11 protein-coding genes are annotated in these 14,145 nt (G+C 66.5%); 8 read left to right on the top strand and 3 right to left on the bottom strand.

Translation table 11 applies throughout. The features are described 5' to 3' along the window. Positions 1 to 39 precede the first annotated feature (39 nt). Positions 40 to 528, top strand: a complete 489-nt coding sequence (locus tag AC1HIY_RS00760; protein WP_479574793.1) for an Asp23/Gls24 family envelope stress response protein — start codon at positions 40 to 42, stop codon at positions 526 to 528. On the opposite strand, the gene AC1HIY_RS00755 is transcribed toward AC1HIY_RS00760, so the two are convergent. After that, positions 522 to 1,571, bottom strand: a complete 1,050-nt coding sequence (locus AC1HIY_RS00755) for a response regulator transcription factor (RefSeq protein ID WP_479574792.1) — start codon at positions 1,569 to 1,571, stop codon at positions 522 to 524. The two genes, AC1HIY_RS00760 and AC1HIY_RS00755, sit on opposite strands and share 7 nt — an antisense overlap. A gap of 298 nt (positions 1,572 to 1,869) precedes the next feature. Between AC1HIY_RS00755 and AC1HIY_RS00750 the strand changes: the two genes are divergently transcribed. The 5 genes from AC1HIY_RS00750 to AC1HIY_RS00730 all read left to right on the top strand — a co-directional run bounded on the left by AC1HIY_RS00750 (position 1,870) and on the right by AC1HIY_RS00730 (position 6,475). Next, positions 1,870 to 2,385, top strand: coding sequence for a hypothetical protein (locus AC1HIY_RS00750; RefSeq protein ID WP_479574791.1), 516 nt, complete (start codon positions 1,870 to 1,872; stop codon positions 2,383 to 2,385). A gap of 54 nt (positions 2,386 to 2,439) precedes the next feature. Continuing rightward, complete coding sequence (locus AC1HIY_RS00745) at positions 2,440 to 4,785, top strand: outer membrane beta-barrel protein (protein ID WP_479574790.1); 2,346 nt, start codon at positions 2,440 to 2,442, stop codon at positions 4,783 to 4,785. Between the two features lie 48 nt (positions 4,786 to 4,833). Further along, positions 4,834 to 5,700, top strand: a complete 867-nt coding sequence (locus AC1HIY_RS00740) for an OmpA family protein (RefSeq protein WP_479574789.1) — start codon at positions 4,834 to 4,836, stop codon at positions 5,698 to 5,700. Between the two features lie 153 nt (positions 5,701 to 5,853). Continuing rightward, positions 5,854 to 6,057 (top strand): hypothetical protein, encoded by a 204-nt coding sequence (locus tag AC1HIY_RS00735; RefSeq protein ID WP_479574788.1) that lies wholly within the window; start codon positions 5,854 to 5,856, stop codon positions 6,055 to 6,057. Positions 6,058 to 6,181: 124 nt separating this feature from the next. Beyond that, a complete protein-coding gene (locus AC1HIY_RS00730) occupies positions 6,182 to 6,475 on the top strand; it encodes a DciA family protein (protein WP_479574787.1) in 294 nt (97 codons plus the stop codon). Positions 6,476 to 6,544: 69 nt separating this feature from the next. On the opposite strand, the gene fabF is transcribed toward AC1HIY_RS00730, so the two are convergent. Together fabF and AC1HIY_RS00720 are read right to left on the bottom strand one after the other, a co-directional pair. Next, positions 6,545 to 7,804 (bottom strand): beta-ketoacyl-ACP synthase II, encoded by a 1,260-nt coding sequence (gene fabF / locus AC1HIY_RS00725; RefSeq protein WP_479574786.1) that lies wholly within the window; start codon positions 7,802 to 7,804, stop codon positions 6,545 to 6,547. 95 nt (positions 7,805 to 7,899) lie between these two features. Continuing rightward, a complete protein-coding gene (locus tag AC1HIY_RS00720) occupies positions 7,900 to 8,139 on the bottom strand; it encodes an acyl carrier protein (RefSeq protein ID WP_456424851.1) in 240 nt (79 codons plus the stop codon). A 358-nt stretch (positions 8,140 to 8,497) separates the two neighbouring features. Here AC1HIY_RS00720 and metK point away from each other — a divergent pair, with 358 nt between their 5' ends. Both metK and AC1HIY_RS00710 read left to right on the top strand, forming a co-directional pair. Further along, entirely contained in the window at positions 8,498 to 9,661 is a 1,164-nt protein-coding gene (gene metK, locus AC1HIY_RS00715; protein ID WP_479574785.1) for a methionine adenosyltransferase, read from the top strand. 211 nt (positions 9,662 to 9,872) lie between these two features. Next, entirely contained in the window at positions 9,873 to 14,024 is a 4,152-nt protein-coding gene (locus AC1HIY_RS00710; RefSeq protein WP_479574784.1) for a T9SS type A sorting domain-containing protein, read from the top strand. Positions 14,025 to 14,145 lie beyond the last annotated feature (121 nt).

Genomic DNA, 14,145 nt, shown 5'->3' with positions numbered 1-14,145 from the left:
AACCCCCCATCGACCCACCAAACCATCGAGGACTTTTCCATGGCAACCGCAACGAAAAACAAAGAGGCCGCCCTGGCGCCTCGGAAGACCGCCGAGAACGCCCGGATCGAAGGAGCTTCCGTTACGCAAAACGAGTCCGGGCAGACCATCATTCGCAACCAGGTCGTGGCCAAGATCGCCAGCCTGGCCGCCCGGGAAGTCGAGGGCGTGCACAAGCTGGTGCCCTTCGGACCCTCGCAGTCCGTCGTGTCGCTGGCCAAGACCGTCACCGGCGGAACCATGCGCGAGTTGGGAGTGCAGGTGGAAGTGGGCACCAAAGAGGCCGCCGTGGACATTCGCATCATCGTTCGCTATGGCGCCAGCATTCCGGCCGTGGCCGAGGCCATTCGGCGAAACGTGGCCGAACGCGTCGAAACGATGACGGGCCTGAAAGTGGTGCAGGTCAACATCGACGTGGTGGACCTGTACTTCGGCGACGAAGAAACGGAGGCAACCTTCGAAGAACCGTCCGAACCCCGCGTTCATTGAGGATTGGACGGTCCGGGCGCCGCGGGGGACGACGCGCCCCCATCGAGGCGGTAGCCTCGGCCCCGGATCGTTCGGATCATCCCCTTGAGCCCGTGAGCTTCGAGCTTGCGACGGAGAAAGTGCATATACACATCGACCATGTTGGTGCCCGTATCGAAGTCAAGTCCCCATACCTCGTCGAGGATCTGATCTCGGGATCGGACGGCGCCTGCGTGCTGCATCAGGTAGCGGAGCAGGTCGAATTCTTTCGGCGTCAGTTCCACCTCTTCCCCATGCACAAAGAAGCGAAATTTTTCGGGGTCCAGACGCAGGGGTCCCACCTTTAGATACGCTTCCGCATCGGCGCTGCCGGAAGCGTCGGGCGACGGAGAGGGTTCCTCATCCAGGCCTGCCACAGGCTCCCGTGCCGCCTCCTTCGCCCTATGGGCGGCCGCCGGTTTGATGCTCTCGTCGGCCGTCTCGTGCGCATCGTCGGCCGTCTCGTGCGCATCGTCGGCACAGACCGCATCAAACCGGCGGCTCAGGCCCTGTTGCGCTTCCGGCTGCGCGCCCTGGTCTGTCGCCCGAGTTTCCACCTCCGCTTCCACCTCCGCTTCCACCTGCCTGCGCGGCTTCTTTGAAGCCGCACGCTGCACCCCGTCGACCAGCCGATGGTAGGCTGCCACCTTGGCCTGCAACAGCGGGAGGTAGATCGGGAAAGTGATGACGTCGTCGAGGCCGACGGCCAGCGCCGCAATCATCTCTTCCTGCCCGCCGCCGGCGCATAGAGCAATCAGTGGGACCCGGGCGCGCTCGCGGAGATGATGACACAGAGCGTTTAACAGAGATGTCCGCGCCGGCGCCCAGTTGATCAGCACCAGGTCTGCCTCTGCAGCGGCGGCCGCCACCTCTACGCCCTGCGCCGATAAACCCTGCCGGTCATCCAGCACACCCGTCAAGGCACGTTCCACCACCTCATTCGGCGGCGGACATGCCAGCCGAACGGCCGCCCGCACCAGAGCGACATCACTGACCAGACAGATACGCAGGGGCTTATAAGTCATGACTTAAAACGGGTATTGAGGCATCCTCACAAGAGCCGACGCTCAAGCCACAGCTATGCCCGGCCGAGCTTCTCCTGCCCGAATCCCGGCGTGCCGACTTTAACCACAGTTTAATGCCGTTTTAAGGTTCGGCGTGGGCCGGTGGGGGAATTTAGAACATGTATTCCCGACATCCAGGGTCTCCCTTCGCCGGCGTCGCCGGTTCCGGGTGACCCACCGTTCTTCCCGGGCCGTGCGGAATCGCCCCTTGGATCGATCACCGCGGGCACGGTTCCCCCCAACCCTGTCAGGACCATCCATGATGAAGACTCTCATCTTTTCTTTCACCCGTCTCTTTTTGCCGGTGATTGTTTTGTTCGGCCTTCTTACCGGCTGCGACAGCAGCGAAGACACCGGCGATTTCAGCGCCGTGGCGGGCGAGTACGTGTTCACGCGTTTCGAGTTCGTGCCGGCCTCGAACCTGCTGCAACCGGTGAACCTGCTCGACACCCTCGAGACGGCCAACACCCGGCTCCAGCTCTTCTCCACCGGCCGTTTCACCTTGATGTACCAGTTCAAGGGAGGCCCTCCCGAGTTCGTGGGCGGAGACTACTCCGTCACCAGCACCCGGATCCGACTTAAAGGACTCGCCGAAGAAAAGGACGTCTACGAGGCGCTTTTGCTCAGCAACGAAGTCACCCTCAACCGCGAGAGCGACACGGTATTGCAGGCCGAGATCGAGCGGGAAGTGAACCTGGAAGAATTCTCGAGCCGCTATGTGGGCCTCAAGGCCGTACTGGGCACCGTCAGCCTGCAACTGCAACGCGACCAGTAGCCGCCGCTCACACGCTCCCGTTCCAATTGAGACCGAATCCTGAGGATACTACTTATGTTGACCCGTTACTTCTCTCGTTTTTTGCCCGGGCTGGTGCTGCTCCTGCTATGGCCTGCCTGGTCGGCCCGCGCCCAGGTCTCCGGCATCAGTTACACCCTGACGCCGTCGATCGAACACCTTGCCTTCGAAGATCAGGCCGGCCTTGATGATACCCAGCTTTACGGGGGCCGTCTCGGCTTCTCCTTCGGCGAGTACGTCGAACTCAGCGGGCTCTATCTGTTCAACGATAATGCCCGGACGCGCCTGGACGGGCTGAGTGTGTTGCAAGATCTCACGACCGACCTCGACCTGTCCCTGCTGCAACGCGACGTTGCCCTGAAGCGCTACGGCGGCCAGTTGAAGTTCAATCTCGGATCCGGCCTGATCCACCCATACCTGGTAGGGGGCACCGGTATCCTTCGGCTCGAACCCGACAACCTGGAGAAGAGCGAAACCATCTACCTGAGCGGCGGGGCGGGGCTTCAGTATGGTCTCGACCGACGTTACACGTTCCTGCTACAGGTCGAGGCCCTCTCCTATCGCCACAACGTCGCCAACCTGCTCTCGGAAGCCGACCTTTCGGACCTTGGCCTGGCCCCCGGGGATCTGAACAACGACCGCAAAACCAACCTCAGCGTGCGAGCCGGCTTGCAGGTCTACCTCGGCGGTCGGCGGCCCGGCGAAATGACCGAAGTGGACCGGGCGTTCCAGCGCCAGTTCTCCGGCGGCCTGCGCAGCCTTCGCCTGCAAGTCGCTCCATTCTGGGGGCAGATCGAATTCGACGCCGACCTGGGTTTCCGCAAGAACCAGCGTATGGCCGGGGTCTTTGCCGGCCTCGACTTCGGCCCCTATGTGGGCGTGCGAGGCTTCTACTGGCGCGGCGTGCAGGATGGAGAGATCGCTCGGTTCGAGGATCTGCAAGCCTATGGCGGCGAGATGACGCTGACCTTTGCCGGCGCCGGCAACAGCCTGAGTCCCTACCTGAGCATCGGGGCGGGGATCATGGACGTCTTTGGGGACTATCACGGCAACCTCTCGGTGGTCCCCGAAGACCAGACCTTCGCCCTCCTCGGCGCCGGGGTCTCCCTTCCTCTCGGCGAAACCATCCGGTTGCACGGCAATGTCCGTTCCCTCCTGATGAGTTCCCTCGACGCCGAGGAAGTCAGCGACCCGAACCAGGTGCAGGCCAGCTTCATGTACAGCGCCGGGATCAGCTTCGGGCTGGGGCGGCGCGCTCCGACGGGAGGACGCCTCATCGAATCGGAACTGGAGCAGAACCGGCGCGAGGCCATGACGGCCCAGGAACGTATGGCCGCCGATCTGGCCGCCCGGGAGCGTGCCCTTCAGAAGACCGAGGCTCGCCTCGACTCGCTGGCCGCGTTACTGATGACGGCCCGGCAAGGCAACCCGGCGGCCATGACGCAGCTCCAGGCCGAGTTGCGCGGGGATTCACTCCAGGCATCCCCGCGCCCCGGGGGCCCACAGGACGTCGGTCCCGAGGCCACACGCCCCGTCGGTCATACGGCCGGCGACGCTGAAACCCCCTGGGTCTCCCTGCCCGTCCCCCGGGAAGGGGAGATCTACGTTCGCTACGGCCGCCCGGGCGGTGTCAGCGTGGAGTCGCTCACCGGCGACGCCGTCGTCGTCGATCCCGTCACGGGCGCCTTCATGGCCGCCCCTTCCGACGCCGACGCCTCTTCGGAGACTTTTGCCGGCCTGTCTGCCGCACAGCTTCAGGCCATCGTGCAACAGGCCGTCCGGGCCGAGATGGCGCGCGCCCTCCCCCGGCCGGACTCGGGGGCCACACCCATGATCGACGCGGCCCTGCTCGATCAGATGACCCGGCGCTTCGAGGCGCGCCTGGCCGAGATGGAGCGCAGACTGGAGAGCCGGCTGCAGGAGACGGCTCCTCTCCCCGCCCCGTCTTCGCCGCCTCCGACGGTCGTCGTCGAACAGGAGCCGTTGGCGTCCGGGAGCGGCCTTCAGGCTATCTATCCGCTGACGGGCTTCAACCTCAGCAACCCGCAGCAGGTGCTGCTGGGCCTGCGCGCCGATCTGCGCAACCCCTCTACCGGCTCGATGCGCCTGCTGCCCGAACTGGTGCTCGGCTATGGCGAAGAGAATACCCGCGCCCTCAACGTCAACGTCGCCTATCCCCTCCGCTGGAGCCTCTTCGGAGACTACGAACCCTATGCGGGCGCCGGCCTCGGCTTCCTTTCCGGCGGACGGCTGGAAGCCGTGCTGAACCTGCTGGTGGGCGTCGAGCGAACCTTCGGCGTCGGCTCGTTCTTCGGAGAACTCATGACGCTCGATTTCTTCGACCAGAACAGACTCCTCATCGGATATCGTGTGCGATTCTAACAGGCGTCCCGTGAGCGACCGTTCCCCGGCGTCCCAACCCTCCTGAAGATGCGCATATTTCTCCTTGGCCTTCTCGTGCTGGGAAGCCTCGTGGAGCCGGCGACGGGCCAGGCCCGGGCCGACTCCACCGGGGCGCCCCGGGCCGACACGACGGCACGAAGCGCCCGCCCCCTCATGCTCCGCCACCGGCCCGCCGGGGGAGGCGTACGGATACGCTCAGTCCACAACTCGCGCCCCCGCCTGATACTCATGCGCCCCGCCGGCCCGGTCCCTCCCGACACTACGGCCGGACCATCGCCGACCTGTGCCCCGTCGCCGCGCGACCTACAGGCCATCGAGACCCGTCTGGCCCGCCGACTCGACGAACGGTTCGCGCAGTGGCTGGCCCTCCAACGTCTCAACCCGCCCCCCGCTGCCGCCGGCACGACGCCGCCCCCCGGCGCCTCCGTGCCCTCAGCGGACACCCTCTCACCGACGCCGTCGGCCGACCGGCCGACCGCGCCCCTCACTGACGACGCCCTGTCCCCCGGCGCAATCACTCCGGCCGCCGTCGAGACCGCCCTGCTGGAGACCGGCCTTTTTCGTGCTCTGAACGTATACTTCGAGGTCAACCGGAGCACGTTGCTGCCGCCTTCCCGAGAAACCCTCGATGCCCTGGGCGAGGTGTTGACCCGTCACCCTGCGTTGCGGCTGGAGATTGGCGGACACACCGACAACACCGGTCCGGCAGACTATAACCTCCGCCTCTCTCAGGCGCGGGCCGAAGCCGTACGCCGGTACCTCATCGAGCGGTTCGGCATTGCGCCCGAACGCCTGGTGGCCCGCGGCTATGGAGAAACCCGACCCATCGCCGACAACGCCACCCCCACCGGACGAACGCTCAACCGCCGGGTCGAATTCCGGGTCATAGAATAGGCCTCATCCCGGCGTTCCATGTTTTTTCTCGCACGTCTTAGAATCCCCGAAAAAATATCGTTCCTCAGAGGTACCCCCAGCCCCTTGTTCCACCCATCGAATCCGGCCGGGCCACCCCCCTGTCTCACCCGGCTGTTTGATCCATCCTCCCCTATGATCGCTCCCCCCCTGCGCCTCGACAAACGCACCCTGGCAGCCTTTCTCGCGGGCACCCTCCCGGACCCGCATCGCCAGTCCGTCATCGTCCACCTGACGAAGAACACCCACGACCGCCTGCTCCTGGTGATGGCCGTGGAAGCCCTCGACGTGGCCCGCACGATGCCGCCGCCGAAAAGGTATGCCGTGCGCGCGGCCTGACCCGATTCCGCCCGGTCGTTCACACGGAATCCTCTGGAAAACACCCTTGCGGAGCGCTAGTTTGGAGAGACACTATCGGTGTGATCGCACACCGGATCGAACGTCTTCATACGCGGTCCTTTCCATGCCCTCACGTCACGATCCGCAACGGCTCGGCTCACTGCTCGATTCGCTCATCGGCGCCATGGGCATTCGGAAGCAGGTCGATGCGGCGCGCGTCATCGAAGGGTGGGCCGTCATCGCCGGGCCGCAGATCAACGGGATGACGCAAAAAGCCTGGGTTCGCGGCGATCGCCTCTATGTGAAGCTGACCTCGGCGGCATGGCGACACGAACTGCACCTCCAGCGCCGTGCCTGGCGCGATCGCCTCAACGAGCACCTCGGGGCGGACCTCGTCCGGGAAATCATCTTTCGCTGACCCGGCTTCGCTCCAACGAAGAAAGCCCGACCGACGGCCGGGCTTTTCGATGCGTTCTTTCGGGCGCGCCTACTCTGCGTACTTGCGGAAGACGATGCACGTGTTATGGCCGCCAAAGCCGAAGGCATTGCTCAAGGCCACATTCACCGTCCGATCCTGCGGCTCATTGAACGTATAGTTCAGGTCGCATTCCGGGTCCGGGTGTTCGAAGTTGATCGTCGGCGGGACCCGGTCGTGCACGGTGGCGAGGATGGCCGCGACGGCTTCGACGGCGCCCGCCGCGCCGAGCAGATGCCCCGTCATGCTTTTCGTCGAGGAGACGTTCATGCGGTAGGCATGCGCGCCGAAGACGCGCTTGACGGCGTTCGTCTCGGCCACGTCGCCGAGGGGCGTCGAGGTGCCGTGCATGTTCAGGTAGTCCACCTCCTCCGGCGCAATGTCCGCGTCGCGGAGGGCGGCTTCCATGGCCAGGCGCGCGCCGCGTCCTTCCGGGTCCGGCGCCGTGACGTGGTGCGCGTCGGCGCTCATGCCCACACCGACGACTTCGGCGTAGATCCGCGCGCCGCGCGCCTGCGCGAGATCCAGCGCTTCGAGATAGAGCGCGCCCGCGCCTTCGCCGAGCACGAATCCATCGCGCGTGGCGTCGAAGGGGCGACTGGCCCGGGCCGGATCTTCGTTGCGCGTGGAGAGGGCCTTCATGGCGTTGAACCCGCCGACGCCCAGCTCCGAGATCGCCGCCTCGGACCCGCCGCAAACCATGGCGTCGGCCAGCCCGCGTTGGATGAGCATCATCGCGTCGCCGATGTTGTTGTTGCCCGTGGCGCACGCCGAGACCACACAATAGTTCGGCCCCCGGAAGCCGTACTTGATCGAAATGTGGCCCGGGGCGATGTCCGGGATCAGCATCGGGATGAAGAACGGCGAGAGGAAGCGCGGCCCGTGCTCGATGTAGTTGGCCGTCTGCCGGTGGAAGACCTGGATGCCGCCGATGCCGCTGCCGAAGACGACCCCAATGCGGTCCTTCTCCTCCGGCGTCATCGCCGCAAGGTCGATGCCGGCGTCGGCCACGGCCTGCTGCGCCGCCACGAGCGCATACTGGCTGAAGGGATCCATCCGGCGAACCTCCTTCCGGTCGAGGTAGTGGCGCGGATCGAAGCCCTTGAGCTCGCATCCGAAACGAGTGGCGAAGGCTTCGGTGTCGAAGTACGTGATGGGGGCCGCGCCGCTCTCGCCGCGCATCATCGCCTCCCAGAAGGCCTCGACCGTCAGTCCGATGGGCGTCAGCGCGCCCATGCCCGTCACCACAACTCTGCGCGGTTCGTTTCTCATGGCTTCGTCCGAATCGTGTTTGGCCCTCCCGGACACAGAAAACCCGGCGCACGTCCTGCGAGGAAGAACGCCGGGTCCAAAACCGGAAGCGCAGCCTAGCCTACCTTCTCTTCCAGGTACTTGATCGCATCACCGACGGTCGCGATCTGCTCGGCGTCCTCATCGGGGATGGTCAGGTCAAACTCTTTCTCAAACTCCATGATCAACTCGACCGTGTCGAGCGAATCCGCACCGAGGTCGTTCGTGAACGAAGCCTCCGGCGTGATCTCCTCCTCATCGACGCCGAGTTTCTCGACGATGATCTCCTTGACTTTGGCTGCGATATCAGTCGCCATAACGATGGCCTCCATGCAAAATGAGACGTAAAGAAGCAAAGCTGCGGACTCTGAGCCGCCGCCCGTCCATACCTGCATGCCTGCGCATGCATACAAATCGTTTGAAATTACGTCAGGGGTAAGGGAGAAGCAATTTCGAACCGCGCGATTGATACAGACTTCGCAAAGTTCCGGCATCCGCTCCACAGGGCGCGCTTCTACCGCGACCCGAGGTCGGCGTTCCCGCGCTCCGACCCGCGCGCGGCCGAAGTTCATACAAAATGTGCGCAGGCGCCGCGAATCTATGTGATGGACCGCGCGTTATTTTCTATCTTTTCGAGTTTAACGCACCCTCTCACCGCCTCAACGCTCGGAGCTCATGGCTTATCTGTTCACTTCGGAATCGGTCTCGGAAGGACACCCCGACAAAATCGCCGACCAGATCTCGGACGCGATCCTCGACGCCATGATCGCCCAGGACCCGCACAGCCGCGTGGCCGTGGAGACGCTCGTGACGACGGGCCTCGTGGTGCTCTCCGGCGAAGTCACCACGAACGCCTACGTGGACGTGCAGGAGATCGCACGGCAGGTGATCCGGGACATCGGCTATACCGATCCGCTCCTCCGCTTCGATGCCGATTCGTGCGGGGTGCTCAGCAGCATCCACGACCAGAGCCCCGACATCGCCCGGGGCGTGGACGAAGACGCCCAGAAAGATCAGGGCGCGGGCGACCAGGGCCTCATGTTCGGCTATGCCTGCCGCGAGACGCCCGAGTTGATGCCCATGCCGATCAACTTCTCGCACGCGCTCGTCCGCGAACTGTCCCACCTCCGCAAGCACACCAACCTGATGCCGTACCTGCGGCCGGACTCGAAGAGCCAGGTCACGGTGGAATATGAGGACGACCGCAAAACGCCCCGCCGTGTCCACACCGTCGTCCTCTCGACGCAGCACACGGAGAACGTGACGCAGCGCAAGATCAAGGAGGACGTCCGCGAGATCCTCCTGCCCCGCGTCATCCCCGCCGACCTGATGGACGACGACCTGATCCTCCACGTCAACCCGACGGGGCGCTTCGTCATCGGCGGGCCGCACGGGGACACGGGCCTGACCGGACGCAAGATCATCGTGGACACGTACGGCGGCAAGGGGGCGCACGGCGGCGGCGCTTTCAGCGGAAAAGACCCTTCGAAGGTGGACCGGAGCGCGGCCTATGCGGCCCGGCACGTGGCGAAAAACCTCGTCGCCGCCGGCTTTGCCGACGAGGTGCTCGTGCAGATCGCCTATGCCATCGGCGTGGCCGAACCGGTCTCCATCGACGTCAACACGTACGGCGGCGGAGCGCTGCCGGACGCGCTGCTCGTACAGCTCATCCGCGAGACGTTCGACCTCCGCCCCTCCGCCATCACCCGGCGGCTGAACCTGCTGCGCCCGCAATACCGCTCCACCGCCGCCTATGGCCACTTCGGGCGGCCCGAGTTCTCGTGGGAAGCGCTCGACCACGTGGATCAGCTCAAGGAAGCCGCCCGCGCGCTCGCCTGAAGCCGTCACGTCCTCCGCCTTTTCCGGGGCCGCCTCACAGTCGAGGCGGCCTTTTTCATGACGCGCCGCGACGGGACAAAGATCGGCTCCGGCTCAAGTTTTCGAGGACCGTCCGATACCTCGAAAGGAAACCCCGACCTCCCCGGCGGCGTGCTATTGCTTTATGGAAATGGATGAAGCGCCACCTTCTCTGGATTTTTTCAACCTCTTCATGTCTCGCCTTTCTTTCGTCGTCACGCTTCTCCTCCTCTGGGCCGGGTTTGCCGGAGCGACGCAGGCCCAGGTCCGCCCCCGCCTCGACGCGGTGAACGTGCTCAGCGCCGAGGCCCGCGCCCGCCTCGCGCCCGCCGACACGTCGCTTGCCTTTCGCACGCGCCTCGTGGCCGGGGGACGCGTCGAGGAGGACACGGGCATCTTTCGCGCCGCCTATCGCCTCGATGCGCCGGCAAAACCCGGCGCCGCACCCGACGTCGCCGCCCGCGCCTACCTCCGCGAAGCCGCCCGCGCCTTCGGCCTCGACCCGGAGACGACCGACCTCGAAGTGGCGCGCGTGGAGGCCACTGCCGAGACCCGCCACGTCCTCTTCCGTCAAACTTTCCACGGCCTGCCCGTCTTTCACCGACACGTGAAGGTCAGCCTCGACCGAGACGGCGCGCCGACGATGGTGCTCAACGCGTACGCCTCCCATCTCCACGACGTCCGCGACTTCGACGCGCGCCCGGCGCTCTCGGCCTCCGACGCCGCTGCGACGGCGCTCGAGCATGTGGCGCGCGGGCGCGGGCGCACGTCCACCCCCGAACTCGTCGTCTTCCCCGCCGACCCGCCCCGCCTGGCCTGGCGCCTGCTCGCCTGGCCCGACGACGTGCCCGCCGAATGGAGCGTGCTCATCGACGCGCACACGGGCGCGCTCCTCTACCTCTTCGATCAGGCCATGCGCGAGCGGGAAAGCGACGGCGCGGAAGCCGCGACGCTCTTCGGAGCCGAAGGCGCCGGTCCCGACGCCGGGCGCGCCGCCGCGGGCGCCCTCGTCCGCCGCCGCATCGACGGGACGGGCTACGTCTTCGACCCCGACCCGCTCTCGACCTCCGGGCAGACCTATACGCCGCCGTACGTCGACAACGACGACGCCGACAACTCCGCCCTCGACGCCGAGCGCGTCCTCGTCGACCTCCGCGACCTCGCGCAGGGCACGGACGGGCTTTTCCGCCTCGATGGGCCGTTCGTGCGCATCGACGGCTCCTCGGCGACGAGCTTCACGCCGCCTGCCGAACCCGACCCGAACGGCTTTCGATACACGCGCGCGCAGCCCGGCTTCGAAGCCGTCATGGCCTATTATCACATCGACAAGAGCCAGCGTCACATCCAGGACCTCGGCATCTTCGACGTGCAAAACGGCCCGCTTCCCGTGCAACCCCGCGCCCGCACCGACGACAACTCCTTTTATTTCCCCGGCTCGAACCGGATCGAGTTCGGCACCGGCGGTGTGGATGACGCCGAAGATGCGTTCGTCATCTGGCACGAATACGGACACGCCGTGCTCGAAGCCGGCGCGCCCGGCCTGCTCGTCACCCCCGAGGGACAGGCGCTCCACGAAGGCTGGGGCGACTACTGGGCCGCCTCGTACACGCGCAGCCTCATCGAGGCGGGCGTGAGCAAACGGCAGGACTGGGAACAGCTCTTCAAATGGGACAGCGGCGACGGCGCGCCCGAACTGTGGGGCGGACGGCGGCTCGATCATTCCGGCCATTATCCCGAGGACACGCCGTGCGCGCAGGGCAATACCTCGTGCGACATCTGGACCGACGGCACCCTGTGGGCCACCACGCTCATGGAGATCTACGACGCGCTCGGACGCACCGTCCTCGACCAACTGAACCTCTTCTCGCACGCGTACCTCGCCGCTCCCGTCACCATGGCCGACGCCGCCGAAGCCATCATTCAGGCCGACCTCGACCACTTCGACGGCGCGCATGTGAGCATCCTCCTCGACCGTTTCGGCGCGCGCGGCTTCGTCAACCCCTCCGACTTCGGCCCGATCGTGGCGCACGACGCATTGCCCTCCACCGAGCAGACCGGCGGGGTGGTCCCCATCGAGGTCGAGGCCGTCGGCACGTCCGCGCCGGTGGACAGCGTCTTCGTCTTCTTCGGCGTCGATGCCGACCCGACCGAGCGCCTCGCCCTCGCCCCCGTCGGCGACGACCGTTTCCGGGGCGAGTTGCCGTTGCCGGAGGCGGCGGGCACGGTGCGCTATTACGTCGAAGCCGTCGATGCGCTCGGGCGGCGCACCCTCCTCCCGACGGCCGCGCCCGCAGAGACGTTCCGCTTCACCGCCGGCCCCGACCTCGAAGCGCCCGAGATCACGCACGACCCGATCACCACGGCCTCGCTCGCCGTGTGGCCCGTCGAGGTCACGGCCACCGTCACGGACAACCTCGGCGTCGACTCGGTGTGGGTCGCCTTTGCCATCGAGACCGCCGAAGGCGTGGTGACGGCGGAGGGCGCCTTCGGGCTGACCGGCATCCAAAACGTCTATCGAGGCGCGTTTCCCGTGCCCGTCGGGCAGATCCAACGGAACAGCGTCGTCCGCTACGAACTCCATGCCCGCGACCGGGCGCAGGCGGCCAACGAGACGGTCCTGCCCGCTTCCGACCGGTATGCGTTCCCCGTCACCGCCGAGGGTGTTCTCCGCGCATTCAACTTCGAGACACTCGGGCAAAGCGTGACGGCGACGGGGGTGTGGGCGCGCGGCACGCCGGCCTTTGGCGTGAAGGTGGCGCACTCGGGGCAGTTCGTCTGGGCCACCGCTCCGACGGCCGCATACCCGGCCGCGGCGGGCCTCTCCTCGCTCGAACTGCCGCCGCTCAACCTCGAAGGACTCGGGCAGGTGTACCTCGTCTTCTGGCACTGGTACGACCTCGAACACAACGGCCTCGCCGAGCCGGACCGGCGGCGTCAGGGACGCATCCTGTGGGACGGCGCGAACGTGAAAGTCTCCACGGACGGCGGCGCGACGTGGATCGTCCTCGAACCCGAAGGGGGCTATTCGGGCGTCGTCTTCGACACGCCGGAGAACCCGCTCCGCAACCAGCCGGCCTTCGGCGGATACAGCTTCGGCTGGCGGCAGGAGGTCGTCCCGCTCCCCGAAGCCGCCGACGTGCGCCTGCGCTTCGACTTCGGCACGGACGCCGGCAACTCCGAGATCGCCGTGGACTTCGCCGGATGGTGCCTCGACGACGTGACCGTCACCACCGAGCCGCCCCTCGACACGCGCGCGCCGGGAGTGACGACGGAGCCGGCGGCGCTCACCGTGCGCGACGTGCGGGACCCCCTGCCGCCCATCACCCTTCAGATCGACGACGACACGGGCGTGGCCGAGGCGCTCGCGCCATACGAGATCGTCACCGCCACCGGAACGGTCGCCGACACCCTGCGTCTGGCCATGCGCGCGACGGACCTGCTCGTCTACGAGGGGCAGATCCCCGTCACGCGCACCCTCCGCCCCGGCGACGCCATCGAATACCGCCTCATCCTCCGCGACTTTGCCGGGAACGAGACCGTCCTTCCGGCCGCTTCCGAAGCGCCGTATCGCATCGAGTACCGCCTCGTCGAGACGCCGGACGCGCTCGCGGGCGTAAGCGCCTCCGGCCTGTGGCGCGCCTCCGGGGCGTCGTGGATCACCGCCGACGACGAGGCCCCCGGCCCGCGCTCCAGCCTCGTGCTCGAACCCTTCGACCTGCCCGCCAACGCCGCCGACCTGACGTTCACGCTCGAACACCGGTACACCCTCGGCGCGGGCCTCGGCGGCAACGTCAAGGTCTCGACCGACGACGGGCGGACGTGGACCGTGCTCACGCCCGTCGAGGGCTATCCGGCCACGTTCCCCCCCGAAGACGGGCACCCGATGCAGGGCGAGCCCATCTTTGCGGGCACGTCCGGCGGCTTCGCGCAGACGTCGTTCGACCTCGCGGCCTATGCGGGAGCACAGGTGCGCCTCCGCATCGACCTCGGCGCGACGCGCGCCCCCGGACCCGGCGAATTCTGGCAGATCCAGGCGGCCACGCTCGGGCAATCCACGCGCGATGAAGCCTTCGAAATCCCGCGCGAGCTGCGCCTGCTGGCCAACTTCCCCGACCCCTTCTCCGCCGCCACGACGATCAGCTATACCCTGCCCGAGTCGATGCCCGTCACGATGGAGGTCTTCGATGTGCTCGGCCGCCGCGTGGCGATGCTCGTGCACGCGGTCGAGGAGGCGGGCACGCACACGCTCACCTTCGACGGGAGCCGCCTCGCCGGGGGCGTCTACGTGCTCCGGCTCGTCGCCGGAGGCGCGCAGCGGATCGAGCGCATGGTGGTGGCCCGGTGAGGCGAACGGCCTGCCGTAAACCGCTCCGTTGAATTTTCACCGAACCCCAAACTTCGACGTCGGCGGTTCGTTTTACTGGTTTGTTTCGAACATCCTCTCTCGCTTCACAAGACCCCGCGAC

This window comes from Rhodocaloribacter sp. (genome assembly GCF_056451265.1).
Note: the sequence above shows the minus strand (reverse complement) of the source record. Positions and strands in the feature narration are given on the sequence as shown.

Excerpts from the sequence above, each read along its gene's own strand:
- AC1HIY_RS00760 (WP_479574793.1), top strand. The coding sequence starts at position 40 with ATGGCAACCGCAACGAAAAACAAAGAGGCCGCCCTGGCGCCTCGGAAG.
- AC1HIY_RS00755 (WP_479574792.1), bottom strand. The coding sequence starts at position 1,571 with ATGACTTATAAGCCCCTGCGTATCTGTCTGGTCAGTGATGTCGCTCTG.
- AC1HIY_RS00750 (WP_479574791.1), top strand. The coding sequence starts at position 1,870 with ATGATGAAGACTCTCATCTTTTCTTTCACCCGTCTCTTTTTGCCGGTG.
- AC1HIY_RS00745 (WP_479574790.1), top strand. The coding sequence starts at position 2,440 with ATGTTGACCCGTTACTTCTCTCGTTTTTTGCCCGGGCTGGTGCTGCTC.
- AC1HIY_RS00740 (WP_479574789.1), top strand. The coding sequence starts at position 4,834 with ATGCGCATATTTCTCCTTGGCCTTCTCGTGCTGGGAAGCCTCGTGGAG.
- AC1HIY_RS00735 (WP_479574788.1), top strand. The coding sequence starts at position 5,854 with ATGATCGCTCCCCCCCTGCGCCTCGACAAACGCACCCTGGCAGCCTTT.
- AC1HIY_RS00730 (WP_479574787.1), top strand. The coding sequence starts at position 6,182 with ATGCCCTCACGTCACGATCCGCAACGGCTCGGCTCACTGCTCGATTCG.
- fabF (WP_479574786.1), bottom strand. The coding sequence starts at position 7,804 with ATGAGAAACGAACCGCGCAGAGTTGTGGTGACGGGCATGGGCGCGCTG.
- AC1HIY_RS00720 (WP_456424851.1), bottom strand. The coding sequence starts at position 8,139 with ATGGCGACTGATATCGCAGCCAAAGTCAAGGAGATCATCGTCGAGAAA.
- metK (WP_479574785.1), top strand. The coding sequence starts at position 8,498 with ATGGCTTATCTGTTCACTTCGGAATCGGTCTCGGAAGGACACCCCGAC.
- AC1HIY_RS00710 (WP_479574784.1), top strand. The coding sequence starts at position 9,873 with ATGTCTCGCCTTTCTTTCGTCGTCACGCTTCTCCTCCTCTGGGCCGGG.